24 protein-coding genes and 2 tRNA genes are annotated in these 24,936 nt (G+C 64.2%); 20 read left to right on the forward strand and 6 right to left on the reverse strand.

Translation table 11 applies throughout. The features are described from left to right. The first annotated feature begins 19 nt into the window (after positions 1–19). The 4 genes from IVB48_RS29160 to IVB48_RS29175 all read left to right on the forward strand — a co-directional run bounded on the left by IVB48_RS29160 (position 20) and on the right by IVB48_RS29175 (position 5,077). The gene (locus IVB48_RS29160; protein WP_247405348.1) at positions 20–1,819 is read left to right on the forward strand and encodes a heme biosynthesis HemY N-terminal domain-containing protein; all 1,800 of its coding nucleotides are present in this window, start codon (positions 20–22) and stop codon (positions 1,817–1,819) included. A gap of 100 nt (positions 1,820–1,919) precedes the next feature. Then, positions 1,920–1,995 (forward strand) — tRNA-Thr (locus IVB48_RS29165). Between the two features lie 212 nt (positions 1,996–2,207). Next, complete coding sequence (locus tag IVB48_RS29170) at positions 2,208–4,583, forward strand: hypothetical protein (RefSeq protein ID WP_247405351.1); 2,376 nt, start codon at positions 2,208–2,210, stop codon at positions 4,581–4,583. A gap of 104 nt (positions 4,584–4,687) precedes the next feature. Further along, positions 4,688–5,077, forward strand: coding sequence for a hypothetical protein (locus IVB48_RS29175; protein WP_247405354.1), 390 nt, complete (start codon positions 4,688–4,690; stop codon positions 5,075–5,077). 75 nt (positions 5,078–5,152) lie between these two features. Here the strand turns inward: IVB48_RS29175 and IVB48_RS29180 are convergent, their stop codons facing one another. Next, positions 5,153–6,199, reverse strand: coding sequence for a polysaccharide deacetylase family protein (locus tag IVB48_RS29180; protein WP_247357311.1), 1,047 nt, complete (start codon positions 6,197–6,199; stop codon positions 5,153–5,155). A 253-nt stretch (positions 6,200–6,452) separates the two neighbouring features. Between IVB48_RS29180 and IVB48_RS29185 the strand changes: the two genes are divergently transcribed. Then, positions 6,453–6,779, forward strand: coding sequence for a hypothetical protein (locus IVB48_RS29185; protein ID WP_247285455.1), 327 nt, complete (start codon positions 6,453–6,455; stop codon positions 6,777–6,779). A gap of 166 nt (positions 6,780–6,945) precedes the next feature. Then, complete coding sequence (locus IVB48_RS29190) at positions 6,946–7,158, forward strand: hypothetical protein (RefSeq protein ID WP_247405358.1); 213 nt, start codon at positions 6,946–6,948, stop codon at positions 7,156–7,158. 25 nt (positions 7,159–7,183) lie between these two features. Here IVB48_RS29190 and IVB48_RS29195 read toward each other — a convergent pair whose 3' ends face one another. Beyond that, on the reverse strand, positions 7,184–8,872 hold the full coding sequence (locus IVB48_RS29195) for an MFS transporter (protein ID WP_027566314.1): 1,689 nt from the start codon (positions 8,870–8,872) through the stop codon (positions 7,184–7,186). A gap of 172 nt (positions 8,873–9,044) precedes the next feature. Here IVB48_RS29195 and IVB48_RS29200 point away from each other — a divergent pair, with 172 nt between their 5' ends. The 7 genes from IVB48_RS29200 to IVB48_RS29230 all read left to right on the forward strand — a co-directional run bounded on the left by IVB48_RS29200 (position 9,045) and on the right by IVB48_RS29230 (position 16,880). Next, positions 9,045–10,412: a hydrolase gene (locus IVB48_RS29200; protein WP_247405362.1), complete on the forward strand. Its 1,368-nt coding sequence runs from the start codon at positions 9,045–9,047 to the stop codon at positions 10,410–10,412. A 34-nt stretch (positions 10,413–10,446) separates the two neighbouring features. Beyond that, positions 10,447–11,814 (forward strand): cytochrome P450, encoded by a 1,368-nt coding sequence (locus IVB48_RS29205; protein WP_247405366.1) that lies wholly within the window; start codon positions 10,447–10,449, stop codon positions 11,812–11,814. A gap of 50 nt (positions 11,815–11,864) precedes the next feature. After that, positions 11,865–13,274, forward strand: a complete 1,410-nt coding sequence (locus tag IVB48_RS29210; RefSeq protein ID WP_247357308.1) for an adenylate/guanylate cyclase domain-containing protein — start codon at positions 11,865–11,867, stop codon at positions 13,272–13,274. A gap of 279 nt (positions 13,275–13,553) precedes the next feature. Next, complete coding sequence (locus IVB48_RS29215) at positions 13,554–14,042, forward strand: TerB family tellurite resistance protein (protein ID WP_247405369.1); 489 nt, start codon at positions 13,554–13,556, stop codon at positions 14,040–14,042. A gap of 226 nt (positions 14,043–14,268) precedes the next feature. Further along, the gene (locus IVB48_RS29220) at positions 14,269–15,048 is read left to right on the forward strand and encodes an SDR family oxidoreductase (protein WP_247405372.1); all 780 of its coding nucleotides are present in this window, start codon (positions 14,269–14,271) and stop codon (positions 15,046–15,048) included. Positions 15,049–15,175: 127 nt separating this feature from the next. Then, entirely contained in the window at positions 15,176–15,970 is a 795-nt protein-coding gene (locus tag IVB48_RS29225; RefSeq protein WP_247405374.1) for a glutamine amidotransferase, read from the forward strand. A gap of 97 nt (positions 15,971–16,067) precedes the next feature. Then, on the forward strand, positions 16,068–16,880 hold the full coding sequence (locus IVB48_RS29230; RefSeq protein WP_247405377.1) for an enoyl-CoA hydratase: 813 nt from the start codon (positions 16,068–16,070) through the stop codon (positions 16,878–16,880). 116 nt (positions 16,881–16,996) lie between these two features. On the opposite strand, the gene IVB48_RS29235 is transcribed toward IVB48_RS29230, so the two are convergent. Continuing rightward, positions 16,997–17,072: transfer RNA gene (locus IVB48_RS29235), tRNA-Ala, on the reverse strand. A 188-nt stretch (positions 17,073–17,260) separates the two neighbouring features. Here IVB48_RS29235 and IVB48_RS29240 point away from each other — a divergent pair. Genes IVB48_RS29240 through folD form a run of 3 tightly spaced genes read left to right on the forward strand, consistent with a single transcriptional unit; the run spans position 17,261 to position 18,811 of the window. Then, positions 17,261–17,551 (forward strand): YggT family protein, encoded by a 291-nt coding sequence (locus IVB48_RS29240; RefSeq protein ID WP_007598721.1) that lies wholly within the window; start codon positions 17,261–17,263, stop codon positions 17,549–17,551. Positions 17,552–17,571: 20 nt separating this feature from the next. After that, positions 17,572–17,916 (forward strand): DUF167 domain-containing protein, encoded by a 345-nt coding sequence (locus IVB48_RS29245; RefSeq protein ID WP_027566322.1) that lies wholly within the window; start codon positions 17,572–17,574, stop codon positions 17,914–17,916. A 10-nt stretch (positions 17,917–17,926) separates the two neighbouring features. Continuing rightward, the gene (gene folD, locus IVB48_RS29250) at positions 17,927–18,811 is read left to right on the forward strand and encodes a bifunctional methylenetetrahydrofolate dehydrogenase/methenyltetrahydrofolate cyclohydrolase FolD (protein WP_247405380.1); all 885 of its coding nucleotides are present in this window, start codon (positions 17,927–17,929) and stop codon (positions 18,809–18,811) included. 130 nt (positions 18,812–18,941) lie between these two features. On the opposite strand, the gene ppa is transcribed toward folD, so the two are convergent. Then, positions 18,942–19,478, reverse strand: coding sequence for an inorganic diphosphatase (gene ppa, locus IVB48_RS29255; protein WP_247405384.1), 537 nt, complete (start codon positions 19,476–19,478; stop codon positions 18,942–18,944). A 177-nt stretch (positions 19,479–19,655) separates the two neighbouring features. Then, the gene (locus IVB48_RS29260) at positions 19,656–20,165 is read right to left on the reverse strand and encodes a GNAT family N-acetyltransferase (protein ID WP_007598725.1); all 510 of its coding nucleotides are present in this window, start codon (positions 20,163–20,165) and stop codon (positions 19,656–19,658) included. Positions 20,166–20,427: 262 nt separating this feature from the next. On the opposite strand from IVB48_RS29260, the gene IVB48_RS29265 reads away from it, so the two are divergent. From IVB48_RS29265 to IVB48_RS29280, 4 genes are read left to right on the forward strand one after another with little or no spacing between them, the layout of a single operon-like run. Continuing rightward, positions 20,428–21,327 carry an alpha/beta fold hydrolase gene (locus IVB48_RS29265; RefSeq protein ID WP_247405387.1) on the forward strand — a complete coding sequence of 300 codons (900 nt, stop codon included), beginning with the start codon at positions 20,428–20,430 and terminating at the stop codon, positions 21,325–21,327. Continuing rightward, a complete protein-coding gene (locus tag IVB48_RS29270; protein WP_247405390.1) occupies positions 21,324–21,791 on the forward strand; it encodes a DUF2269 domain-containing protein in 468 nt (155 codons plus the stop codon). Before IVB48_RS29265 ends, IVB48_RS29270 begins: the two co-directional genes overlap by 4 nt. An 8-nt stretch (positions 21,792–21,799) precedes the next feature. Beyond that, positions 21,800–23,119, forward strand: coding sequence for an SDR family oxidoreductase (locus IVB48_RS29275; protein WP_247405393.1), 1,320 nt, complete (start codon positions 21,800–21,802; stop codon positions 23,117–23,119). After that, entirely contained in the window at positions 23,119–23,526 is a 408-nt protein-coding gene (locus tag IVB48_RS29280) for a DCC1-like thiol-disulfide oxidoreductase family protein (protein ID WP_247405396.1), read from the forward strand. Before IVB48_RS29275 ends, IVB48_RS29280 begins: the two co-directional genes overlap by 1 nt. A gap of 92 nt (positions 23,527–23,618) precedes the next feature. On the opposite strand, the gene IVB48_RS29285 is transcribed toward IVB48_RS29280, so the two are convergent. Next, positions 23,619–24,866 carry an NAD(P)/FAD-dependent oxidoreductase gene (locus IVB48_RS29285; RefSeq protein WP_247405399.1) on the reverse strand — a complete coding sequence of 416 codons (1,248 nt, stop codon included), beginning with the start codon at positions 24,864–24,866 and terminating at the stop codon, positions 23,619–23,621. Positions 24,867–24,936 lie beyond the last annotated feature (70 nt).

Here is a 24,936-nt window from a genome sequence, read left to right on the forward strand (position 1 = left end):
AGCGCGTATAGGGATCGTCATGCTTCGCATCGTCCTCTTCCTCGTCCTGATCGCGCTGGCGGCGGCCGGCGCGGCCTGGGTTGCCGATCAGCCCGGCGATCTCGTCCTGACCGCAGGCAGTTTCCGCGCCACGACGACGCTTCCCAGATTCGTGTTCTTGCTGGGCCTCTTTGCCGCGGCAGTCGTGCTGGTCTGGAGCCTGCTGACGATGGCCTGGCGCGCTCCGGGGCGTCTGCGCCGCCGTCGTCACGAAAAGCGTCATGATCGCGGTCGCCACGCCATCACCCACGGCCTGCTTGCGATCGGCCATGGCGACACCGCGCTTGCCCGTCGTCACGCCGATACCGCGCGGCGGCTGGCCGCAAACGATCCGCTCGCGCTTCTCTTGCATGCGCAATCGGCGCAGCTCGAGGGCAATCGCGACGAGGCCCAGCGCGTCTTCCGCGCCATGGCCGAGCGCGAGGACACGCGCCTGCTCGGCCTGCGCGGCCTGTTCATCGAGGCGCAGCGCGCCGACGACGCGGTCGGCGCGGTGATGATCGCCGAGGAAGCGATCAAGCTGTTGCCGTCCTCGACCTGGGCCTCGCATGCGGTGCTCGGCTTCCGCTGCGCGCGCGGCGACTGGAGCGGCGCGCTCGCGATCCTCGATTCGAATCTGTCCGCGGGTCTGATCGACAAGCAGGCCTATCGCCGCCAGCGCGGCGTGCTGCTCGCCGCCCGCGCGCTGGAATTGGAAACGATGGACCGCGACGTCGCGCGCGAGAGCGTGATGCAGGCGGTCAAGCTCGCGCCGACCCTGGTCCCGGCCGCAGTGCTTGCTGCAAAATTCGAGAGCGAGGCGCATCAGGTGCGACGCGCCATGAAGCTGGTGGAAGCCGCCTGGCTCGCCAATCCGCATCCTGATCTCGCGGATGCCTATGCGCATGTGAAGCTCGGCGATTCCGCGCGGCAGCGTCTGCAGCGGGTCGAGACGCTTGCGGCCAAGATTCCCGCCGACAAGGCTGGTTATGTCGAGGGCCAGCTGGCGATCGCGCGCGCCGCGATCGATGCGTCCGAGTTCGCCCGTGCGCGCGCGGTGCTAGCGCCTTACGTCAACGATCCGACCCAGCGCGTGGCGCTGCTGATGGCCGAGATCGAGCGTACCGAGCATGGTGACGGCGGCCGGGCCCGCGCCTGGACTTTGCGCGCGGTGCGCGCCCGCCATGATCCGGCCTGGACCGCGGACGGTTATGTCAGCGACCGCTGGCGTCCGGTGTCCCCGGTCACCGGCCGGCTTGACGCGTTCCAGTGGCAGACGCCGGTCGCTAGTCTTCCTTCCGACAGGGGCGCGATGATCGAATCCTCAGCCTTCGAGGAAGCCATGCTGGCGGCTCCGCCGCCGAAGCGGGTGACGGCGGCCCCGAGCGAAGGCCCGGCGGAACCGGTTGTCACGGCGCCGGATCCGGTGCCTGCCCCGCAGGACAATTCGCCGCCCCTTGAGGACAAGGAAATCTCAAAGGAAATCGCCGGGGAAACTGTCAAGGAAACAGCCAAGGAAGAGCCGGCCATCACGCCCGCCGAGCCGGTCCAACAGGCCCCCGAGATCGTCGAATCATCGCCGGCGGCGGCAACGCCGGTGTTCCGGACCCGCGCCGACCTCGGCAAGCCCACACCAGCACCTATTCCCGCCGTTATCCCGATCGTCCGCGCCCCTGATGATCCAGGGATCGACGACGAGGGTCCGAGCGATGAATTTACGGAACAAATCGGCACGCCCAGGGACCACGCGAAGGCCCAGGCCGGCGGCTGGCGCGGATTCTGGTCTCGCTGGGGCGGGTGAGCGGCACTTGGGAGCCGGCGCCACCTTGCCAATTCGGGCCATGCCCGATATCAGGAGCGCGCGTAACGGGACCGGCCTCGCGCGGGCCCCGGCAAGGTTCGCCGCAATAGCTCAGTTGGTAGAGCACGTCATTCGTAATGACGGGGTCGGGGGTTCGAATCCCTCTTGCGGCACCAGCGCCCCAGCGTCCGGCCCGAAGATTTTGGTGGCGGAACGGACCTAAGTCGAGACGTTGCAGGGTTTTCTGTTCCAGGTCGAAATATCCCAAATCATGCATGAAGCTGACAATGCTTCGCGGCCCGCGTGCCGCGCGCTTTGGTCATTTGCCTTGGATTGACAGCGCGTCCGGACGGCCGAAACTAACGGCAATGCGGCGGCGCGAGGCAGCATGCACGATATCCTGGTGGTTGGGCTCGTCGCGCTCACGAGTGGCGCCATTGGTCTTCCGTTCTCCCTGCTTCTGCCGTCGGACCAGTTTGCTGTGCGCTGGGCGCTCGCGCCGCCGCTTGGCTTCGGCCTTCTCGCCGCAGGAACCGCGGTCCTGTATCTCTCCGGCGTCGCTCCATGGGTGACGCTGCTTGCGATGGCAATCGCCGGTCTTGTCATTGCCGCCGCAATGCGCTTTCCGGCGCTGCGTCGGCGGCCCGAGCCATCGTTCGGACGCCAGCTTGCGATGGCGATCGCGGTCGCGGCTATTGCGATGGTGTGTCTTGCTCCCGGCTGGACCGGAGGCGCGCGCTTCCGCGTTTTCCAGGCCAACGTCTACGATCACATGCTGTACGTGGGCTCCTCGGTTTCGTATCGGGTGCTCGACCACGCAGCCCTGGCAGTCCAGGGCGCCGACGAGACGAACTCCAATCCAATTTCAGTGATGGCGCTGAAGTTCGTCGACTATCGCGGCGCCGTGTCGATGATCCATGCGGCAATCGCCGCCATCGGTCGCGGCGATGTCGTCGATTGCGTCTATCCGTATATGGTCGGCATGCAGCTCAACATGCTGTTTGCGGCGCTGTTCGTCTTTGTCAACGCGCTCTCGATGCGGCGCTGGCTGGCATTTGCGTGCGCCGCGGCGCTTACGATCGGATTCTTCGAGCAGTACGTCTTCGACATCAACGCATGGTCGCAACTTGCGACGCAGCCGATCTTCCTGCTTCTGCTCGCATTCGTGGCTTTCGCCTTCGACCACAATCGCTTTGGGCAGATGCCCGGCTCGATCATGCGGTTGGGAGCGGTCTTTGCGGCCTTGATGACAGGCGCGTTCTTTCTCTACCCGGAATCGCTGACGATCTACGGTCCCGCCGCGGCGGTTGCGGCCGCGATGGGCTGCTGGCAACGCGCCTCGCGCAAGGCCTTGCCCGCGGCTGCGTCAGGCTTGGCGGCGGGTGTGGGAATATCGCTGCTCGCGTGCATCCCGCTCTGGTCCGGCACGGTTGCCTATGTCGTCCGCCAGCTGAGTCATGCAGCGATCAACCCGCCCGACTGGTGGAAGTACTATCAGCGTTACCTATTTGGCAGCGACGCGAACTTTCTCGCCGTCATCACCAGTCCCGACAGTCGTATCGGAGAACTGGCGAACGCCTGGTTCTCATTGCCCGTCGAATCCGCGCTTGCGGGTCTCGGCCTCTATGCGGTGCTGCCGTCGGCGGGCTGGCTCGTCGCCGCGGCGGTCGCGTGGAAATTGCTGCTCTATGGCTTTCTGTTCGTGCTGTTGAGGGGGATTGCAAGAACAGCGTGGACGATCTGGCGCGCCGATCCGGACGGAAGCGCTGCTCGACTCCTGGCAGGCAGCCTTGCCGGATGCCTCGTACCCATTGCCATCCTCGCGGCCGGTCATGGTTGGGCCGCGGGCAAGGGCCTGGCCATGGCGATGCCGATGCTCTTCACTCTTGTCGTTGCTCCCTTGGCGCCCTTGGCTGCGAAGCGTTGGAATCCAGGCGCCGTTGCCGCCGTTGCCGTCGTCGTGGCTGTTCACCTCGGCCTCGGCATATTGCGGCCGCTGCTGGTGATGCAAGCGGTGGGCGCGGGTCTTCCGGGTCTTCCGACCGCCGCCGCGCAGGTCAACGCGCAAAAGGCGACGTCTCTCGACTGGGACTACAATCGCCTGTCGGCGGACATCAAAAGCTGCAACGGACTTGTCATCGATGTTGCGAATCCGATGATGCACAATTTGTTGCGCCGGCTCGCAGCGGAGCTTCGTGTGCCTTGGGCGGCGCCGCGAATCATGTCCTGGCCCGACAGGGCGGGGCGGCCGTATTTTCCCGAAGGCTTTGAAAAGTTCGACTGTCTGGTGGCGTCCGGACGGCTCACGGCCAATCCGGGGCAGCGGCTGATATCCGTGGCCACAGACCGGTCTTCGCGCGAATTCATGGATGGGCAACGCAATGTGCTTGAGGTCGGCGCAGAAGCTCCGCCGGGGATCGCAACGCGCGGCATTTTCGGCAAGGAAATGACCCCTGGCGGTGCGCTTCAATGGGCATCGCCGAACGCGCGCCTCGAGATTCCGAACAAGCCTTTGATACCGGCGCGCACGTTGAAGCTCGAATTGTGGCCCATGCCGATCTCCGGAAACGAATTCCTGGTCAAGATCAATGGACGTGAGATCTACAAAGGCGTCGTGCCCGCAGGCCCGTTGTCATTTCCGTTGGATCGATTCGCAAGCGACGAGACGCTCGTGGTCGAATTGGACACCAATGCCGTCACGCATTTCCCGGGCGATCCCCGCGACCTCGGTTTTGCGATCCGGGAGCTGAGCGTTCGCCGGTAGCCAATGAACAGATGCGAGGGATGCCGCCGGCGTGATTCGCATCACATTACCCCGAGCGCGGCTCTCCTAGTATCCAGCTCACACCAAACACGGGGAGATTTCATATGCGCAAGATCATTCTGGTGGCCACCATGGTGCTGGTCTCTGCCTCTGCCCAGGCCGGAGGCCCGCGCAGCCTGTCGCTGTCCGCGGTGAGCGAGCCGGCTTCGGTTCAGCAAACGGCGCCGGCGCTTGCTGCCGCGCCGACGCAGGTGAGCGAAGCAGCGCCAGCCGCCGAAGCTCCGAAATATCTCGATCGCCCGCCGGCGGTTTCGCTCACTCCGCCTGCGGCGGCCGCCACACCAACACCGACGACCACCACGGCCTCAGCGCCCGCGACGACGACCCAACCCGCCGCGAAGACGACGGCCAAGGCAGACAAGCCGAAGCACAAGCGCAGCTGGACCGAAGGCCGCATCATCAGCGAACTGCATCGTCACGGCATCTACTGGTAAGATGCCTGCTCTCAAAAAGCATATGGCCGGGACAAGCCCGGCCATGACGCAAGAGTTTTGGATCGGACTGACGCGTTACTGCGAAACCGTCTGCACCACGCTCCCGATCGGACGCGCGCTCGAGGTCGGCACCTTCAGGTCCTTCAGCAGCGCCTCGTCATATTCCGGCAGCGTCTGGAAGGTCGTCTTGGCCTTCATCTGCACGACCTTGTAGCCGCCGGCCTTGAGACGCGCGAGCAGCGCCGGCATGGCTTCGCCGGTGTGCTTCTGGAAGTCGTGCATCAGGATGATGCCCTTGCCGAGCTTGTCGAGCCTGGTCATCACGGTCTCGATGATCTTCTCCGGCGTCGCGCCCTTCCTGAAGTCGAAGGAGTCGATGTCGGTCGAGAACATCGCGACGTTGCGCGTGCCGAAATAGCTCACGATCGCCGGATTGTGCTGAAGCTGCGGGAAACGGAAGAACGGTGCGGGGTTGGTGCCGAGCGCAAACCTCACTGCGCTGAAGCCCTTCTCGACCTCGTCCTTGGCCATTTGCTCCGTCATCTTCTTGCCGTTCAGATTGACGTGCGACCAGGTGTGCGCGCCGACCGTGTGGCCCTGGGCCAGCACCTGACGCAGGATTTCCGGATGGTAGGTCGCATGCTTGCCGACCGAGAAGAATAGCCCCTTGGTGCATTCATCCGCGAGCGCCTTCAGCACGGCGGGCGTGTTGACCGGCCAGGGGCCGTCGTCGAAGGTCAGCACGACCTCTTTGTCGGTGAGGAAGTCGAACTGCTTGAAATGATCGAAGCCGAAGCCCGGACCGCCGGTGGTGTCGATCTCGACCACCCGGGAGACGCCGAGCGCGTTGGGATTGGCGCAGGTCGATTTTTGCTGCACCGGCATCGGTGCGGGTGCGGGCGCCGGGGCGGCTGCGGCCGGCTTGGCCGCAATCGTCGCCGTGGTCGCGACGTCGTCCTTGGCGGCGAGCTTCGCCTGTGCCGGCAATGGATCGGCGGCACGGGCGGCAATTGTCTTGGGAGCGGCCTGGTCGGCGCGCGAGGAATAATAAAACCAACCGCCGGCGGCAATCACGACCGCCGCAACTACACTGGCCAGCATCAGGCCCAACGCATTACGCATCGCCATTCTTTCCAATTACGCAACCAAACCGGCGGAATTTCCCGCTCGCCGAGCCATTAATGCGAAGGAACAGTTAACGTGACACCAACACGGCAGCGGATATGAAGGAAATTCAGCGAGGTGCGCCAACGTGACCGAAGTCACAGAGGGTGGGCCTCCCGTGACCGTCATCACAGTGGAAACTGTTTTGCTGGAGCATGGTCGATCCCATCAACAACGGGCCCGCTTCCAGCGGTGCCAATGGGAGCTTCAAATGACCAACTCGCTGAACACCAAGTCTCTGAACACCAAGTCCTTAAGTAGCAAGATCCGCGACACCAGCCTGGCTCTGGGCTTTGCCGCAATCCTCTCGATCGCCTCGACCGGCTCGAGCTTCGCCTTCTCGTCCGAAGCGCAGCAGCAGTGCACTGGCGACGCCTTCCGTCTGTGCTCGTCGGAAATCCCGAACATCCCGAAGATCACGGCGTGCATGATGAAGCATCGTTCGGATCTGAGCGCCGGTTGCCGCACCGTGATGGACAAGGAACTCGCCAAGGGCGGCGCGTCACGCAAGGTCGCTGACGCCCAGGACAGTCAGTAACAGCAACGATCGCTCGTTGCGTCGGTTCGCTCCCCTCGCGATGTGCCCCGGCGTGAATGCCGGAGCCACGCGGCGGCGCAGGCCCGCCTGTCAATAAAGCCGTTGCGGCCTCGGGATCGTCGCTCTAGCTTCGCCCGCACATCTTCCGGGTAAGAGGCATTACGCGATGACCAGATTTCTTTCCATCATTCCATTGATCCTGTTTGCATCGGCTGCGTCAGCGCAGCAGCCCGGTCACGACGCCTGCGCACGCGACGTCACGCGCTTCTGCCGCCCGGTGATGAACAATGGCGATCAGGCTGTGCTCGCCTGCCTCAAGCAGAACCGTACGCGGCTCACCAAAGGCTGCGACAAGGTGCTGACGGATCACGGGCAATAAGGCGTCGCTGCGGACTCGCAAAAACCTACGTGCTGCTTCCCGCCGCAGTGGCGACCACGGGCAGCACCTCACTTGCTGCCTGGTCCGGCGTCTCCTCTTTCCAGCGCACCGAGCCGAACGGACGCTCGAGCATGCGGCGGATCCGCACCGGATCGGGGCCGACGTGGAAATCGATCGCCTCCTGATGCAGTGCGCGTTCGGACTGGGTTGAGCGGTTGCGCTGGCGTAGATAGTCGAGCCAGGTCGGACAGTGGTAGCGTTCGGTCCACAATTCGGGATCGGCGATGTCGCGCGCGATCGACCAGCCATAGGCGCCGTTGCGCTGCCGAGAGAGCTGCACGTCCTGCATCACGTTGTGAAAGGCGCGCGCGTTCTCTTGGGCGACGCGGTATTCGATCTCGACCACCAGCGGCCCGCTGCGTGCCGTGAGCGACAGTTTGACTTCAGGATCGGCCAGCACATCGGCGTCTTCGTTGCGCGCGCCGACGCGCGGCATCGTGAGCCAGATCCCGAGCACCGGCGAGATCAGCATCAGGCCGGCGGCCGTCAGCAGCGCGACCTCGACGCCGGCATAGTCGGTGAGATGGCCCCAACCCCAGGCGCCGATCGCGATGCCGCCGGAAATCGAGGCCTGGAACGCTGCGAGCGAGCGGCCCGCAACCCAGCGCGGCGCCGAAAGCTGCACGCCGATATTGAACAGCGCAATGGCGGCCATCCAGACCGCGCCGGCGAGCACCAGTGCAGCCGCGGTCAGCACCGGCTCGGTGCTCACGGCAAGAGCGGCCATCGCAAACGCCATCGAGATGGTGCAGGCGCGGATCGCAGCTTCGCCGCTCATGCGCTTGCGCAATTCGTGGATGTTGAGCGCACCGACCACGGCGCCCATCCCGAAGGCACCGAGCATGATGCCGTAGGTCTGCGCGCCGCCATGCAGCAGATCGCGCGCGACCAGCGGCATCAGCGCCATGATGGCGCCGCCAATCAGGCCCATCACCAACGTGCGCAACAGCACGATCTTGATCGGCGGCGAATTGGTGATGTAGCGGAAGCCCGACACCATGGCGCGGTTGAGCTTCTCCCGCGGCAGGCGCGAGGGTTCGGTGTTGCGCCGCCAGAGCAGCAGCACCACCAGCAACGGCAAATAGAGGATCGCATTGCACGCAAACGCCGCCACCGCACCGAGCGCGGCGACGATGACACCACCGACCGCCGGACCGAAGCTGCGCGCAATGTTGTAGCTGATGCCGTTCAGCGCAACGGCCGATGGCAGGGCATCGGGCGGCACCTGCTCGCTGACTGAGGACTGCCAGGCCGGACCGAACAGTGCGTTGCCGCTGCCGACGACGAAGCAGAAGACGAGCAGCGTTTCCGGGGAAATGTAGTTGAGCCAGGCCAGGACCGTGAGCGCTGTCGCGCCAGTCAGCGCGATCATGAGTGCGATCAGGGTCACGATGCGGCGGTCATACATGTCGGCGATGGCGCCGGCCGGCATCGAGATCAGCATGATCGGCAGCATCAGAGCGGTCTGCACCAGCGCCACCTTGTCCGCCGAGGCCGCCATCTGCGTCATGGCCCAGGCGGCGCCCACGCCCTGGATCAGCAGGCCGAGATTGGAGAGCAGGCTGGCGAGCCAGATGCGCCGGAACACGGTGTACCGCAGCGGCGCCATGATGCCGTCGGCCGCAATTTTCTGGCGGTTCGTCTGCTCGGTCATGTCCCCTTCCAAATGGGCTGGCAGAAGTGGTCTTGGAGTTGTCTTGAAGTTGTCTTGGAGCGGCCTTCGGGCGATTCCGGCAAGTTCAGTGATGCCTGCGAAAGTCCTTCGCTGTCCAGTGGTTAGGCCGGTATAAGCGGTGCAAAGAGATGGTTTTGCCGGGGAGGAACAGATGAAGCTGTCACGACGGATGATCTTGCAAGGGGCCGGCAGCTTGCCCTTCGCAGTTGCGAGCCTGCGGACGGGCGCATTGGCTCAACCTTCACCTGCCGGGCCGGGCGAGGTGCCTCCGATCCTGTTCGTGCACGGCAATGGCGACTACGACGCGCTCTGGATGACGACCTTGTGGCGGATGGAATCCAACGGTATCGCGCGCGACCGCATGGCGGCGATCAATTTCACCGATCCCAATGCACGAAGTGACGACAAGGTCGAACAGGCAGGCCGCTCCTCGACCGAGGACCAGCGCCGCGAGCTCGCCGCCGCCATAGCCGAACTGAAGCGCCGCACCGGCGCGGGCCGCGTGGCACTGGTCGGCAGCTCGCGCGGCGGCTACGCGATCCGAAACGCGATCAGGAACGGCGGCGGCGGCGATGTCAGCCATGCCGTGCTGTGCGGCACGCCCAATCACGGCGTGTTCGCGACCGACGACCAGCCGAACAGCGAGTTCAACGGTCGCGGCGCGTTCCTGCGCAGCCTGAACGATGGCGAGAGCGAAGTGACACCGGGTGTTGCCTTCCTCACCTTGCGCAGTGACGGCATGGACAAATACGCGCAGGCCGATGGCCGTTTCATCGGCAAGCCCGGTACGCCAACCGGCGTCAGCGTCGAAGGTCCGGAGTTGAAGGGGGCCACCAACCTCGTGCTCGGCGCCCTCGATCATCGCGAGGTGGCGTTTCACCCCCGAGCCTTCCGCGAGATCTATAAGTTCATCGCCGCTCGCGAGCCCGCGCGGATCGCGATTGTGCCGGAGCAGAGCGTCAGGCTGAGTGGCCTTGTGACGGGCACACCGGGAGGCGCGCCGACCAATCGGCCGGTGGCCGGCGCAACCGTCGATGTCTTTCGCGTCGATCCTGAAACCGGGGAGCGCAAGGGTAGCGCCGTGTACAGCGCGAAGACCGGCGCCGACGGCCGCTGGGGACCGGCGCAGGTCGAGCCTTCCTGGTCGCTCGAATTCGCCCTCGTAGCGCCGGATGCGCCGACCACGCACATCTACCGCTCGCCCTTCCCGCGCTCGTCCGACCTGGTGCATCTGCGCGCTGCGCGTCCGCTCGGGCCCGCGGACAAGGACGCCGGGGCTGTCGTGATCATGTCGCGCCCGCGCGGTTATTTCGGCCTGCCGCGGGACGTGGTGCTGCTCGACGGCAAGGAGCCGTCGGACGTCAAATCGGGTGTGCCCACGGATTCGACAGCAACACTGCGCCTTTCGGCCGGCGAGGTCGGGCGTAACATCGTGGCCCAATTTAGCGAAGAACGAATTGTGGCACGCGCCTGGCCTGCCTCCGAGAACAGGATTGCGATTGCCGAGCTGACTTACTAGCTAATTGCCTGCGTCACCTCTGCGGGAGCGAGCCATGAACATCGCCAGTGTGCGTCGGCCCATCGTCCCTCCGACGCCGCCGCGTGCGCCCGACGACATGTCGTTCCTCGGCCGGCTTGCCGTGATCAAGCGGAACATGATCGCGACCTGGGGGCAGCGCGCCTATGAGGAAGACGTCATCGAGAGCCGCTTCTTCTTCCGCAACAGTTTCATCCTGAACCGGCCGGATGCGATCCGGCATGTCCTGCTCAGCAATTACGAGAATTATTCCCGCACCCCGGCGGGCATCCGCATGCTTCGTCCCGTGCTCGGCGACGGTCTTCTGATTGCGGAGGGCCATTCGTGGACGTTTCAGCGCCGCACGCTCGCGCCGGCGTTCACGCCGCGTGCGACCGCAAATCTCGTTCCGCACATGACGGCGGTGCTCGACGAGACCATCGCGAAGCTCGACGCGCAAACGAGCGAGCCGGTCGATCTGCGCGAGATCATGCAGCGGATGACGCTGGAGATCGCCGGACGCACCATGTTCTCGTTCGGCATGGACCGTCATGGTCCGACCTTGCGCAACTTCGTCATGGAGTATGGAGCCCGACTCGGACGGCCGTACTTGCTCGACATGGTGCTGCCGCTGTCCTGGCCAAGCCCGATGGATTTTGCCCGCGCCCGTTTCCGCAAGCGCTGGACCGAATTCGTCGCGATGCTGATCGCCGAGCGGCGTGAGATGGGCAAAAAGGACGGCGCGCCGCCGCGCGATCTGTTCGATCTCATGGACGAGGCGCGCGATCCTGAGACCGGCAAGGGCTTTTCGGACGAGCAACTCGTCGACGAAGTCGCGACCATAATCCTCGCAGGCCACGAGACCACGGCGACCGCGCTATTCTGGGCGCTCTATCTGCTCGCGCTCGATCCCGATACGCAGGAGGAGATCGCCTCCGAGACCCGTGGCGAGCATCTCGACAGCATGGCCGACATTGATCGCCAGAAGTTCACCCGCGCCGCGATCGAGGAGACCATGCGGCTTTATCCGCCGGCCTTCCTGATCGCCCGGGCCGCGCGCGAGAAGGACAACGCGGCCGGCGTCGCCATCGGCAAGGGCGACATCATCATGATCGCGCCGTGGCTGCTGCACCGGCACGAGAAACTGTGGGATCAGCCGAACGCGTTCATTCCAAAACGCTTCATGTCGACGGAAGCGCCCGATCGGTTTGCCTATCTGCCCTTTGGCGCGGGTCCGCGCGTGTGCATCGGCGCACCGTTCGCGCAAGCCGAATCCGTGCTGGCGCTGGCCCGGCTGATCGGCGCGTTCCGTGTCGAGCTTGCCGATACCAGCCCTGTCATTCCGCTCGGCGTCGTCACGACCCAGCCGGACCGTTCACCCCTGTTCCGCATCACGCGTCGGTGACAGGCATTCGCCTGGCCGACGGCGTAATCCACACCAGATAGAGTTACGCCATGAGCGACATCCAGGCCCAGTTTTCCGTTCTGAAGCAGACCGCCGATGCGAAAGTGGTCGACGCGATCACGCGCCTCATCGAAGATGGTGAGGATCACGAGCTCAACCGCGTCAATGTCCTGGACTTCTCCAGAGAGCACAATCTCGACGAAGAGCGCGTGATTTCGGCGTTTCTGCATTCGGCGCGGCTCGGCCTGTTCGATCTCGGTTGGAACGTGTTGTGCCCGGGCTGCGGCGGCGTGCTGGGCGCGCATTCGACCCTCAAGGCGCTCAAGCCAGATGAGTATCACTGCGCGCTCTGCGCCTGCGGCTACAAGACCTCGGTCGACGATCAGGTCGAAGTCTCCTTCACCGTCAATTCACGTGTCCGGCGCATTGCGGCGCATGATCCCGATACGCTGCCGGTGTGGGAGTATTTCAAGCAGGTGTTCTGGAGCTCCGGCGTCGACTTCAACAAGGAATCGTTTGCGACGCTCGCCAACGAGGTGACGCTGGATACGATGGAGCTGCCGGCCGGCGAGAAGGCGACCATGTCGCTGCAACTGCCGAACGATTTCATCATCATCTTCGAACCGGTGACGCACGCCGCCCATTTCATCGACGTGCAGGGCGAGCCGACCAAGGACCGTCAGCAGCTCGCCATCATGTACAACAAGGTGCAGGCGCCGACGGGAACCACGACCATGCGGCCGGGCCCGCTGCGGCTGTCGCTGGAAAACCAGGCCGGCGTGCGCGTGCTGCCGTCGGTGTTCATCGCGGCCGAGGCACTCCATCACCTCATCGGCAAGCGCAAACCGTTTCTTACCGCCAAGCGGATGCTGTCGAACCAGACGTTTCGCGACGTGTTCAAGGCGGACAATCTCAGTCTCGACCAGCGGCTCCAGATCACCTCGCTGACCTTCCTGTTCACCGATCTGAAGGGCTCGACCGCGCTCTATGAGCGCGTCGGCGATCTCGCCGCCTTCGACCTCGTGCGCGCGCATTTCCATGCGCTGCTCGAGATCATCTCCTCCGAGAAAGGCGCGGTGGTGAAGACCATCGGCGACGCCGTGATGGCGACCTTCGTCCGTCCCGAGCATGCGATCGCAGCGGGTTTGCGGATGCGCGCGGCGATGGACGAGCTCAACAAAAAGCGCGGCACTGCCGATCTGATCGTCAAGATCGGCATCCACGAGGGTCCGTGTCTCGCGGTGATGCTGAACGAGCGGCAGGATTATTTCGGCCAGACCGTCAACATCGCCGCCCGCGTGCAGAGCCTCTCGACCGCGCAGGAGATCCACATCACCGGCCCGGTGCTGGATGCACCGGCGGTCGCCGAAGTCCTCAAGCAGCGCGAGATCAGGCCGATCCAGAAGCAGGCCGCACTGCGCGGCATCGCCGACAAGATGGTGGTGTACGAGATACCGTGACGGACGATGGTCCCTACGGTCTCCGTCATTGCGAGGAGCACTTGCGACGAAGCAATCCAGTGTCATCGCGGAAAGATCCTGGATTGCTTCGCTGCGCTCGCAATGACGTTGTGGAGGCAATTTGCGCCAAACCTCTGTCGTGAGCCCGGCAAACGCTCCAGATTGCCGAAACGTAATGCGTCGCGCGGAACTGACGCACGTTGCGCCGGTTGAGTTTCCTGCTCATATAATGCTGGTAGCGGCCGTGCTCCGCGGCTTCATCGATTTCGGTAGGACCTTATGCTCGACGGCCTGCGCCAATTCATCGCCGACATTGTTGCTCCCCATGCCCAGGACCGCGCATTCGGTGACAGTGATTACCGGCTGGCGGCGACCGCGCTGCTGGTTCACGTGATCTCGCTGGACGGCCAGCCGACGGCTGCCGAGCAGCGCAAATTGCATAGCCTGATCGAAAGCCACTTCGGGCTCGATCGCGGCACTGCCGATCGTCTGATCGCGGATGCGACGGAGGTCGAGGGCGAGGCGGTCGACCTCTATCACTTCACCAGCATCATCATGCGCTCACTCGACGAAGAGGGCCGCAAGCGGGTCGTCCAGATGATGTGGGAGCTGGTCTACGCCGACGGCCAGGTCACCGAGTTCGAGGATAATGTGGTCTGGCGCGCCTCCGACCTGCTCGGGATCGCCCAGCGCGACCGGATCGACCTGAAGCACGCGGTCGCAGATCGTGCCGGTGGTCAGGTCAAGGACAGCGCGCTCGGTGGGTGATCTCGCCAGCACAACCAATTGACGGTTGTGGCGACACATGACGAAACTTTAATGTAGCCCCCGGCCGTCTCGACTCCGGGGTTCGTCCGTAAAATCCCGGGGTTTTGCGCCCCCTGTCACCCGCTCAAGTGGCCATGCTGCCAGCGCCGCTTGCCTGTCGCGCTCGGCCTATGCTCTCGTTCCAGCATTGCGGGGCCAAAAAACTTCAATTGAAGAGATCTCGATCGTGACTGAGCGGGTAACGTTGATCACCGGTGCCTCGGCGGGCATCGGCACGGAGCTGGCGCGTGTGTTCGCCGCGAACGGACATCGTCTTGCGTTGACGGCGCGACGCGCGGACCGGCTCGAGGCGCTCGCGAACGAGCTCGCCGCCAAGGGCGGCAAGAAGCCGATCGTGATCGCCTGCGATCTCGAGGATGCGGATGCCGGCGAGAAGATCGCGGCCGCACTCGTCGCCGAAGGCGTCGAGCTCGACAATCTCGTCAACAATGCCGGCTTCGGCGTATTCGGTGACGCAATCGAGCGCGACCGCGTCGAGCAGCTCGGCATCGTCGATGTCAATGTCCGGGCCCTGACGGATCTGTCGCTGCGCTTTGCCGATCAGCTCATCAAGAACAAGGGCGGTCTGCTCAACGTCGGATCGGTCGCCGGCTTTCTGCCCGGACCCGGCATGGCCGTCTACTACGCGTCCAAGGCCTATGTCATTTCCCTGACGGAGGCCTTGCGGGCGGAGCTTGCACCGCACGGCGTTCGCGTCACCGTCCTTTGCCCGGGCCCGGTGCCCACCGAATTCCAGGCGCGCGCCGGCGTTGGGTCCGGCCATGATACGGCCCTTCTCAATGTTCCTGCCGCCGATGTCGCACGGCAGGCCTATCGCGGCCTGATGGCCAACAAGCGGGCAGTGCTCCCTGGTATGGGCATCAAGATCGTGCCATTTGCGCTGCGCTTCTTCCCGCGCGGCTTCATCCTGTCGGCTACCAGCCGGTTTCAGAGGCAAAGACAGTAAAGAGAGCTCTCGGTCGGTCGTGGCCCGGAGCTTGCTTTCTATCGGGCGTGTGTGTGCGCAAACTCACACGAAATTAACGATCGCTTAGTTATGCTGGCGGTCTGAACCGATAGCACTCGCAGAGACCATGTCGTTCCGGACGAACAGGTTTGGTGGCGCAGAAGTGGTGCCCTTCCCCAGAAGGACGCCGAACGTCGCCGCCTCCGAAACCCGGTTGCCGGTTCTGATCATCCTGCATCAGGAATCCTCGACACCCGGCCGCGTCGGCAATGCGCTGCGCGCGCTCGGCCATCGCCTCGACATCCGCCGTCCCCGCTTCGGCGATCCGCTGCCCGAGACCCTCGACCAGCATGCCGGCGCGGTGGTCTTCGGCGGTCCCATGAGCGCCAACGATCCGGACGACTACATCCGCCGCGAGATCGACTGGATCGAAATTCCGCTCCGCGAACAGCGGCCGTTCCTCGGCATCTGCCTCGGCGCGCAGATGCTGGCGAAGCAGTTAGGAGCTCGCGTTGCGCCGCATGCCGATGCGCTGACCCAGATCGGCTACTACCCGATCCGCCCGACAGAAGCGGGATACCGGCTCTGCCCGAATTGGCCGGCGCGGGTCTATCACTGGCATCGCGAAGGTTTCGAGTTGCCGGTCGGCACTGAACTGCTTGCGGAAGGCGATGATTTTCCGGTGCAGGCGTTCCGCACCGGCAACGCTTTCGGCGTGCAGTTTCATCCTGACGTGACCTACGCGATGATGCATCGCTGGACCACGCGCGGCTATGACGGCCTCAGCGCGCCCGGCGCGCGGCAGCGGCATCATCATTTCGCGGATCGTGCCGTCTACGATGCCGCCGAACGCGCCTGGCTCGATCACTTCATGGACGGCTGGCTGACGCGCCGACCGGTTCTGGCGCAAGCAGCCGAGTGATCGCGCCTTAGCGCAAGCTCTTCTCATCCGTTTGTATGCTAGGCTCATTGTCAACGAGCGCGCGCGAACGCGTGCCGGCAAACAAAGGGAGAGCGCCATGGCCTACGAACACATTCTCTATGAGGTCCGTGACAAGGTCGCGACCATCACGCTCAACCGTCCCGACCGCATGAATGCGTGGACGCCGATCATGGAGCGCGACGTGCGCCACGCAATGGAAGCATCGAGCGCCGATGACAATGTCCGCGTCATCGTCATCACCGGCGCGGGCCGTGCCTTTTGCGCCGGTGCCGACATGGACGCATTGAAGGGGCTCGACCCCGATGATGTCAGGCGCGCGTCGAACCTGCCGCCCTTCGACATGAACCGGCGGCCCGATTGGCAGACGCGCTATGGCTTCTATCCGTCGATCGGAAAGCCCGTCATCGCCATGCTCAACGGCGCGACCGCCGGCATCGGCCTCGTCCACGCGCTCTATTGCGACCTGCGCTTTGCCGCCGACAACACGGTGTTCACGACAGCCTTCGCGCGGCGCGGATTGATCGCAGAGCACGGCATCAGCTGGATGCTGCCGCGAATCGTCGGCCACGCCAACGCGATGGATCTGTTGCTCTCGGCGCGGCGCGTTTCGAGTGACGAGGCGTTGCGGATCGGGCTGGTCAACCGGCTCTGCTCGCCGGAAAAACTCCGCGAGGAGACCTATGCCTATGCGCGCGACCTCGCCGATTTCGTCTCGCCGAGCGCGATGGCCGTGATCAAGCGGCAGCTCTACGAGGTGCCGTTCCAGACGCTGGCGGAGGCGACGATCGCGGCCAACCGGGACATGATGGTGGCGCTGAACGGCAGCGATTTCCGGGAGGGGGTCGCAAGCTTCATGGAGAAGCGGCCGCCGAGATTTACGGGGAAGTAGGGGGGCGGATGGAGCCCGGCTTCGCCCTTCGGGCTACGCCGCGGCAGCCTTCGCTTACTTCGCTGCGAGAGACCTTCCGGGCTTGCCGAGCCGTAGCTCGCGAAGCGAGCGAAGGCTGGTGGAGCCAGGCGGGATCGAACCGCCGACCTCGTCATTGCGAACGACGCGCTCTCCCAGCTGAGCTATGGCCCCTTTTGTAGGCCGCTCTGGTCAATGCGGCCGACAACCGGGCGCCATTTAAGTCCCCGCCAAGGTCAAGTCAAGGACGGCTGTAACCCGGTTTTAGCCATCCCGGCACCGACTTCCCTTGTTTGGACCGGGGGGAACCGATATCTAGCAAAAGACGTCAATCCCGACCGCAGCCAGAGTTTTTAAAAGCCATGCGTGCCGTTCTCGACATCGTCATCATCGTGCTCGACCTCTACGTCTGGCTGCTGATCGCGTCCGCGATCCTGTCCTGGCTGATCGCCTTCAACGTCGTAAATACCCGCAACCAGTTCGTGTCGGCGGTGGCGGAGTTCCTGTACCGAATCACGGAGCCGGTCCTGGCGCCGATTCGCAATTTCCTGCCCAGCCTCGGCGGCCTCGACATCTCACCCATCATCCTGATCCTGCTCATCATGTTCATCGAGCGGGTGATCCTGTATTACATCTACCCGAACGTGATCTAAGCAGGCTGGAGCGCCCCGGGTTGCCAAAGAACCTTGTCATCAAGGAACCTTGGCGTTACGGGGCCGCAGGAATCAGCATCGCGCTGCGGGTAACGCCGCGCGGCGGCCGTGACGACATCGACGGGATCGAGCAGCTCTCCGATGGCCGCAGCGTGCTCAAGGTGCGGGTGCGCGCCATCGCCGATGGCGGCGAGGCCAACAAGGCCGTTCTGGTGCTGCTGGCGAAATCGCTGGGCGTGCCCAAGGCCAGCGTCAAGCTCCTGTCGGGAGCGACCTCGCGGTTGAAGCAGATCGCGGTCGACGGCGATCCGGCGCGGCTCGGAGAGGCCCTGCGCCAGCTCGCATCAGCCAAATCGACGGACTGAGGGAACTGACATGACCGCCAAGATCATCGACGGAAAAGTCATCGCCGCGGAACTTCGCGCCCGCGTCGCCGACGAGGTCGCACGCGTCAAACGCGAGCACAATCTGGTACCGGGCCTTGCGGTGGTCCTGGTCGGCAGCGACCCCGCCAGCGAGGTCTATGTCCGCTCGAAACATACCCAGACCCAGGCCGCCGGCATGGCCTCGTTCGAGCACAAGCTGCCGGCCGACGTCTCGCAAGCAGATCTCCTGGCGCTGGTCGCAAAACTCAACCGCGATCCCGCCGTGCACGGTATTCTGGTGCAACTGCCGCTGCCCAAGGGCCTCGACACCGAGACCGTCGTCAATGCCATCGATCCCGCCAAGGATGTCGATGGGCTGCATCCGAACAATGCCGGCCGCCTCGCCGGCGGTTTCGAGGCGCTGTCGCCCTGCACGCCGCTCGGCTGCATCATTTTGACCAAGAGCGTGCATGCTTCGCTCGAAGGCATGAACGCCATCGTCATCGGCCGATCCAACCTCGTCGGCCGTCCGCTGGTGCAACTGTTGCTGAACGAGAACGCCACGGTGACCATCGCGCATTCGCGCTCGCGCGACCTGCCCGGGCTCGTCAAGCGCGCAGACCTCGTCTATGCCGCGGTCGGAAAGTCCGAGATGGTGCGCGGCGACTGGCTGAAGCCGGGGGCGACCGTGATCGACGTCGGCATCAACCGGATCCCGAAGGACGACGGCAAGACGCGTCTCGTCGGCGACGTTGCCTATCAGGAAGCGCTCGCAGTGGCTGGCGCCATCACGCCGGTGCCGGGCGGCGTCGGTCAGATGACAGTCGCCTGCCTGCTGGTGAACACGTTGCGCGCGGCCTGCGCAATTGCAGGGCTGCCGAAACCGGCGGTGTAACGCCACTCTCGTGTCCCGGACGCGGCGCGGCATGAAATGACGCGACGCTGAGCCGGGACGCATGGCACCGCAGTACTGGCCCCGGCTCAGCAGCGCGTCGTCACGGTGCGCTGCGTCCGGGACAAAAGACCTACCCGTTCTTCTTCTTCTCGCGATCTATGCCTTCGAGGATCAGCTTGTGCGCATCCTCGGGGCCGCCCCAACGCAGGATCTTCACCCACTTGCCTGGTTCGAGATCCTTGTAGTGCTCGAAGAAGTGCTGGATCTGCTGGAGCGTGATGTCCGGCAGGTCGGAATACGACTTCACCTTGTCGTAGCGCTGGGTGAGCTTGGACGAAGGCACCGCCAGAATCTTCTCGTCACCGCCGGCCTCGTCTTCCATGAACAGAACGCCGACCGGGCGCACGCTCATGACCGCGCCTGGGATGATAGCGCGAGTGTTGATGATGAGGACGTCGCAGGGATCGCCGTCATCGGACAGCGTGTGCGGGATGAAGCCGTAGTTTCCGGGGTAACGCATCGGAGTGTAGAGGAAGCGGTCGACCACCAGCGTGCCCGCTTCCTTGTCCATCTCGTATTTGATCGGTTCGCCGCCCACGGGGACTTCGATGATGACGTTGATGTCATTGGGTACGTTTTTCCCGATCGAGATCGCATCGATACGCATTCAAGGCTCCGTTGTTGCCGAGGTTAAATCGCACCCGGCAGCGATTTTGGCGCTGTCATACGCGGGCTTGGCCCGCTGATCCATCGCGTTTTTGTGAAATAATGAATCCGGCGATCACCGGCTCAAAAGGCAGCGGTATCGACGGAAGGGAATTGCTGCCGGCCGGACTTCAGCAGCTCAATTGGTCCAAGCGAAGGCAACCTTGTCGAGCGACTTCGGCCCGAAACGCTCCGAGGAGCGCGCCACCATGCGGCCGCCCAAGGCACGGTAGAACTCGGTGGCCGGATCGTTGTCCGAGAGCGCCCACACCACCATGCTCTTCAGGCCGCTCTGCATCAGGTCGCGGCGGGCCGCGGTGAACAGGCGGCGGCCGAAGCCCAGGCCCTGGAATTCGGGACGCAGATAGAGCTCGTAGACCTCGCCGTCGAAATGCAGGCTGCGGGCGCGGTTGCGGCCGTAATTGGCGTAGCCTGCGATCTTGTCGCCGAACACCAGCACGCTGACGCGGCTGCCCTTGCGGATCGCGCTGTCCCACCATTGCGGACCGCGGCGGTTGATCAGCTTTTCCAGTTCGGCGCCGGGAATGATGCCCTGATAGGCGGAGCGCCAGGCTTCGTCATGGGTGGACGCCACCGCAGTTGCATCTGCGGCTTTGGCCGGCCGGACCTCGATCAGGGTTGTGCTCATGGACGTGATCAAACCAAGTCGCCGCGCCGGCGGCAAGACCTATCCTTAATTATCGGTTAACCTGTGGACTTTCTGCATCAGTATTTGAACCATGTTGTACCGAAAAAAGACAAGACGCCGATTCGAATGGCACCGGGGTGCTCTGCGTCGGTGCAAAACTGCTTTGCGGCAACGAATGAACGGCAATGGCAACGCAGAAAGTCTGCCGATATTGATTCGTTCCTACTAGTCTAACTGTCGCTGTTCTCGCCTCCGGCCATTCATGCGGCTCCTCAACATTCTCGTGCTCCTGGCTCTGTTGGCCTTGCTGACTGCGCCGCCTGTGTGCGCTCAGGTCATTTTTGGTTCGTCCGGAGCGGAGGGCGATCCGTTTCGCCGTCAGCAATGGCACGTGCCGTCGCCGGATACCGACATCGCCGCTCATGCCTTGCTGTTTCGCCCGCCGGGTGCCGGCCCGTTCCGGCTTGCGGTGATCGCGCATGCTTCGACGCAAAATGGGTTGCGGCGCGCGCAAATGTCTCAGCCGGAATACCGCGCGCTCGCTGCGTTCCTCATCGCGCGCGGCTTCGCCGTGCTGGTGCCGGAACGGCTCGGCCATGGCGTAACAGGCGGCCGTTATGTCGAGGACCAGGGTGGCTGCGACGAGGCGGACTATGTGCGCTCGGGCCGCGCAACGGCCGACGAAATCGCGCTCGCGCTGGACTATGTGCGAAAGCAGGATTTTATCCGGAACGACGCCGCGATCGTGATCGGACATTCCGCCGGCGGTTGGGGCGCGCTGGCGCTCGCGAATGCCGATCCGAAGGCGATCTCCGCCATCATCGCCATTGCGCCGGGCCGTGGCGGCTATGCCAATGACGAGCCGAACCGGATCTGCGCGCCGCATACACTTCTCGCCGCGGCGGCTGAATTCGGCAAGGCCGCGCGCATCCCCATCACGTGGCTGGTTGCCGCCAATGACAGCTACTTTGCACCGGCATTTTCGCTTGCGTTGGTCGATGCGTTTCGCGGCGGCGGTGGCAAGGTCGACTTCCGCACGACGCCGGCCGTCGGCAGCGAGGGCCACTGGATGATCGAAACCGAGGCCGGCGTCAAAGCCGCGAGTGCCGAGCTTGCGCGTGGGTTGAACCTGCCCAAGCCCGTGGTGACCAAGAAGCCATGACGCTGTATTTCCTCATCAAATATCTGCATGTGCTCGGAGCTATCGTCATCCTCGGCACCGGAACCGGTATTGCCTTCTTCATGCTGATGGCACATCGCACGAACGACGTGGCGTTCATCGCGCGCACCGCTTCGGTAGTCGTGATCGCCGACGCGATCTTCACGTTGTCCGCCGTGATCCTCCAGCCGGTCACGGGCGGCCTGCTGATGATGCTCTCGGCAACATCGGTCGCCGAGCGCTGGCTGCTCGCCTCCCTTGCGCTCTATGCAATTGCTGGCTTGTTCTGGATCCCCGTGATCTTCATGCAGATCGAGATGCGCGACCTCGCGCGGAAGGCCGCCGAGCAGCGTGGCGCGCTTCCGCAGCGCTATTTCGTCCTGTTTCGCCGCTGGTTCGCGTTCGGTTTCCCCGGCTTCGGGGCCACGATGCTGATCCTCTGGCTGATGATCGCAAAACCGTTTTGAGGAGGGTCATGAGCCAGCGAACCATTCTCGTGCTCGGCGCCTCAGGCCTGATCGGTCGCTATGTCACCGACGCTCTTCGCGCGCAGGGACTTCGCGTGATCGGGGTGGCGCGCAGCCTGTCGCCCGCCCACAAGATGAGCACGCTGGACATCGAGCTGCCGATCCTCTCGCTCGAGGTAGCCGCGCTGGCGCACCTCCTCGGCGAGTACGCGGTCGATGTCGTCGTGAACTGCCTCGGTGTGCTCCAGGACGGACCCGGCAGCGACACCAACGCGGTGCATCGGAATCTCGTCGCACGATTGCTTCAGGCGATTGGCGGCAGCGGCCGTGCGATCCGGTTGGTGCACATCTCGATTCCCGGGACCGCGGGCGAGGATCGAACCGCGTTCGCAACAACGAAGCGTGAGGCCGAACGTATGATCGCGGCTTCCGGCCTTCCCCACGCCATCCTGCGGCCCGGTTTCGTGGTCGCGCCGTCGGCCTATGGCGGCAGTGCGATGCTCCGCGCGCTTGCGGCCTTTCCGCTCGACCTGCCGGAGAAGGAGATGGCGACGCCGTTCCAGCCCGTTGCTGTCGAGGATATTTCCGCCACCATTGCCTGGCTTGCCGCGCGCGATATCGATGACGCATCGGTGAAGGCCGTGAACTGGGACCTGATGCAGGTCGAACCGATCACAATGGCTGGCGTCATCGAGCAGTTTCGTATCGCGTTCGGCACGGCCGGCTGGTTGCGCGTCGCGATGCCGTCCTTCATGCTCGATCTCGGCGCGAAAGGCGGCGACGTCGCCAGCTATCTTGGCTGGATGCCGCCGATGCGCTCCACGGCCATCGCCGAGCTGCGCCGCGGCGTGAGCGGAGATCCCTCGACGTGGATCGCCGCCACGGGCATCGCGCCGAAGACGTTGACGGAGGCGATGGGGCGCCATCCCGCCACCATCCAGGACAAATGGTTCGCGCGGCTGTTCTTAGTCAAGGCGCTGATCTTCGCCAGTTTGGTCGCGTTCTGGATCGTCTCCGGCTTCATCGCGTTGTTCGTGTCCTATCGCGCCGCCGCCGACATTTTATCCGCGCACGGTTTCTCACCGGCACTGATTGATCCCATTAACATCGGCACCAGCGTGATGGACATGAGCATCGGCGGGCTGATCGCCTTCCGTCGCACTGCTGCGGTCGGACTCGTCTCCGGCATCCTCGCCTCGCTCGGCTATATGCTCGGTGCGGCGATCCTCGCGCCCGACCTCTGGATCGAGCCGCTCGGCGCACTGGTGAAGACGGGACCGGCCATCGTGCTGATGCTTGTCGCGCTTTTGATGTTGGATAATCGCTGATGCCCAAATGGCCCGACGATGACATCATCCTATTCGACGGCGTCTGCATCTTCTGCTCGCGCTGGGTGCGATTCGTGGCCGCGCGCGACACGGCGAGGCGATTTCGCTTCACGCCGATCCAGTCGGACTATGGTGCTAGGCTCGCACGCACGTTCGGCATCGATCCGGATGATCCGGACACAAACGCTGTTATCCATGGCGGCGAGGTGTTCATGAAGTCGGACGCCGCGCTGACGGTGCTGTCGCAGCTCCCCGGCTGGGGCTGGGTGAGCATGCTATTCGCTGTGCCGAAAGCGTTGCGCGACCCGATGTACAGCCTCGTCGCGCGCAACCGCTACCGCATCTTCGGCAAGTATGATTCGTGCTTCGTACCGGATGCCGACTTGCGGGCGCGGGTGATCGAGTAATTCGTCATTGCGAGCGCAGCGAAGCAATCCAGGCTGCCGCTGCGGAAAGATTCTGGATTGCTTCGCTGCGCTCGCAATGACGGCGTGTGTGGTTACGGTGTGCCCAGAACTTCCAGCACTTCCTGTGCCGCCCGTTCGCCGCTGTCCCTTGCCCCGTGCGCCGTCGAGAAAAAGTTCGGCGATGTCGCCTCTCCCGCAAAGAACAGCCGTCCGTCCACCGGCGCTGCCAGTATGGCGCGGTCGCCGGCGTGGCCCGGCAGCGCGTGCGAATAGGAGCCTCTTGCGAAAGGATCATGCGCCCAGCGCGACTCGCAGAGCGGCTTCAGCTTTCCCTTGATGTCGTTGCCGAGTAAGCCTGCGATCTCGTCGATGCTTTGCGCTGCAAGAGCGCCGTCGCCGGCGTCTTCCAGTTCGCGCGCAAAGCTGCCGCCGAAAAAGCCTTCGATGCAGGGCTGGCCGAACGGGCGGATATGATAGGTGCCCATGTCGGTGCGCATCGTGGCGCCGCGCAAATTACCTTCCTTCGGGAAGGCTTCGGCGTCCTCGAGCGCCAACGTCACCTTGTCGTCGACCCCGAGCGGCAGGCCGGCCGCGGCATCGACCTTGGCGGGGAGAGGTGGCGAGAAGCGGATGGCCTCATTGGCGATAAGATTGGTCGGCACGGTGACGATCACCTTGTCCGCGGTCAGCGTGCCCTGCGATGTCTCGATGCGGATGCGCTTGTCCGAATGATCGACCAGCGTGACGCTGCAGTTCAGCGCCAACGGGCAGGGCGCGCCATAGGCTGCGATCAGAGCGCCGTAGCCGCGGCGGACGCGCCAGTTGAGGTCGCTGTCCTCATAGGCGTTCCAGTCCAGCGTCGACATGTCCTTCAGTTCGCAACCGTTGATGTAGGTCGAGATCGCGTCGATCATGGGATTCCAGCGATTGCCGGGCTCCAGGCTCAAGCTCGCGGGGACATCCTGGCCCTTCAGGGCGGCCTTCCACAGCCGCTGATAGAAGGCGTCCATCGCGTGCATGAAATCGTCGCGCTCGGCTTTCGCAAACGCGTTGCCATAGGCGCGCTCGCGCCAGGGTGGCAGGTCCTTGTTGACCTCGAAACCGAGCTGTTTCGCAATCGCGACGAAGGAGTTGTTGTCCGCGGAGTGCAGCCAGCCGCAGCCGACGTCGAAGGTGACTTCGGGCGAGGCCTGCACCGTCCAGGCTCGGCCGCCGAGCCGGTCGCGCGCCTCCAGCACGACCACGGAGAGGCCGGAGCCTGCCAGCGCATGCGCCGCGCCGAGGCCGGCGGCGCCCGCACCGATGATCGCGACGTCAACGGAGGAGGGAAGGGAACTCATGCGCGGGCTCTAGCACGTTCGCGAAGAGTGCTGAAGCCGCCTCAAGCACAGCTGTCATCACCCGCGCAGG

The sequence above is a fragment of the Bradyrhizobium sp. 76 genome (assembly GCF_023073025.1).
In the GTDB taxonomy this organism is placed as follows: Bacteria; Pseudomonadota; Alphaproteobacteria; order Rhizobiales; family Xanthobacteraceae; genus Bradyrhizobium.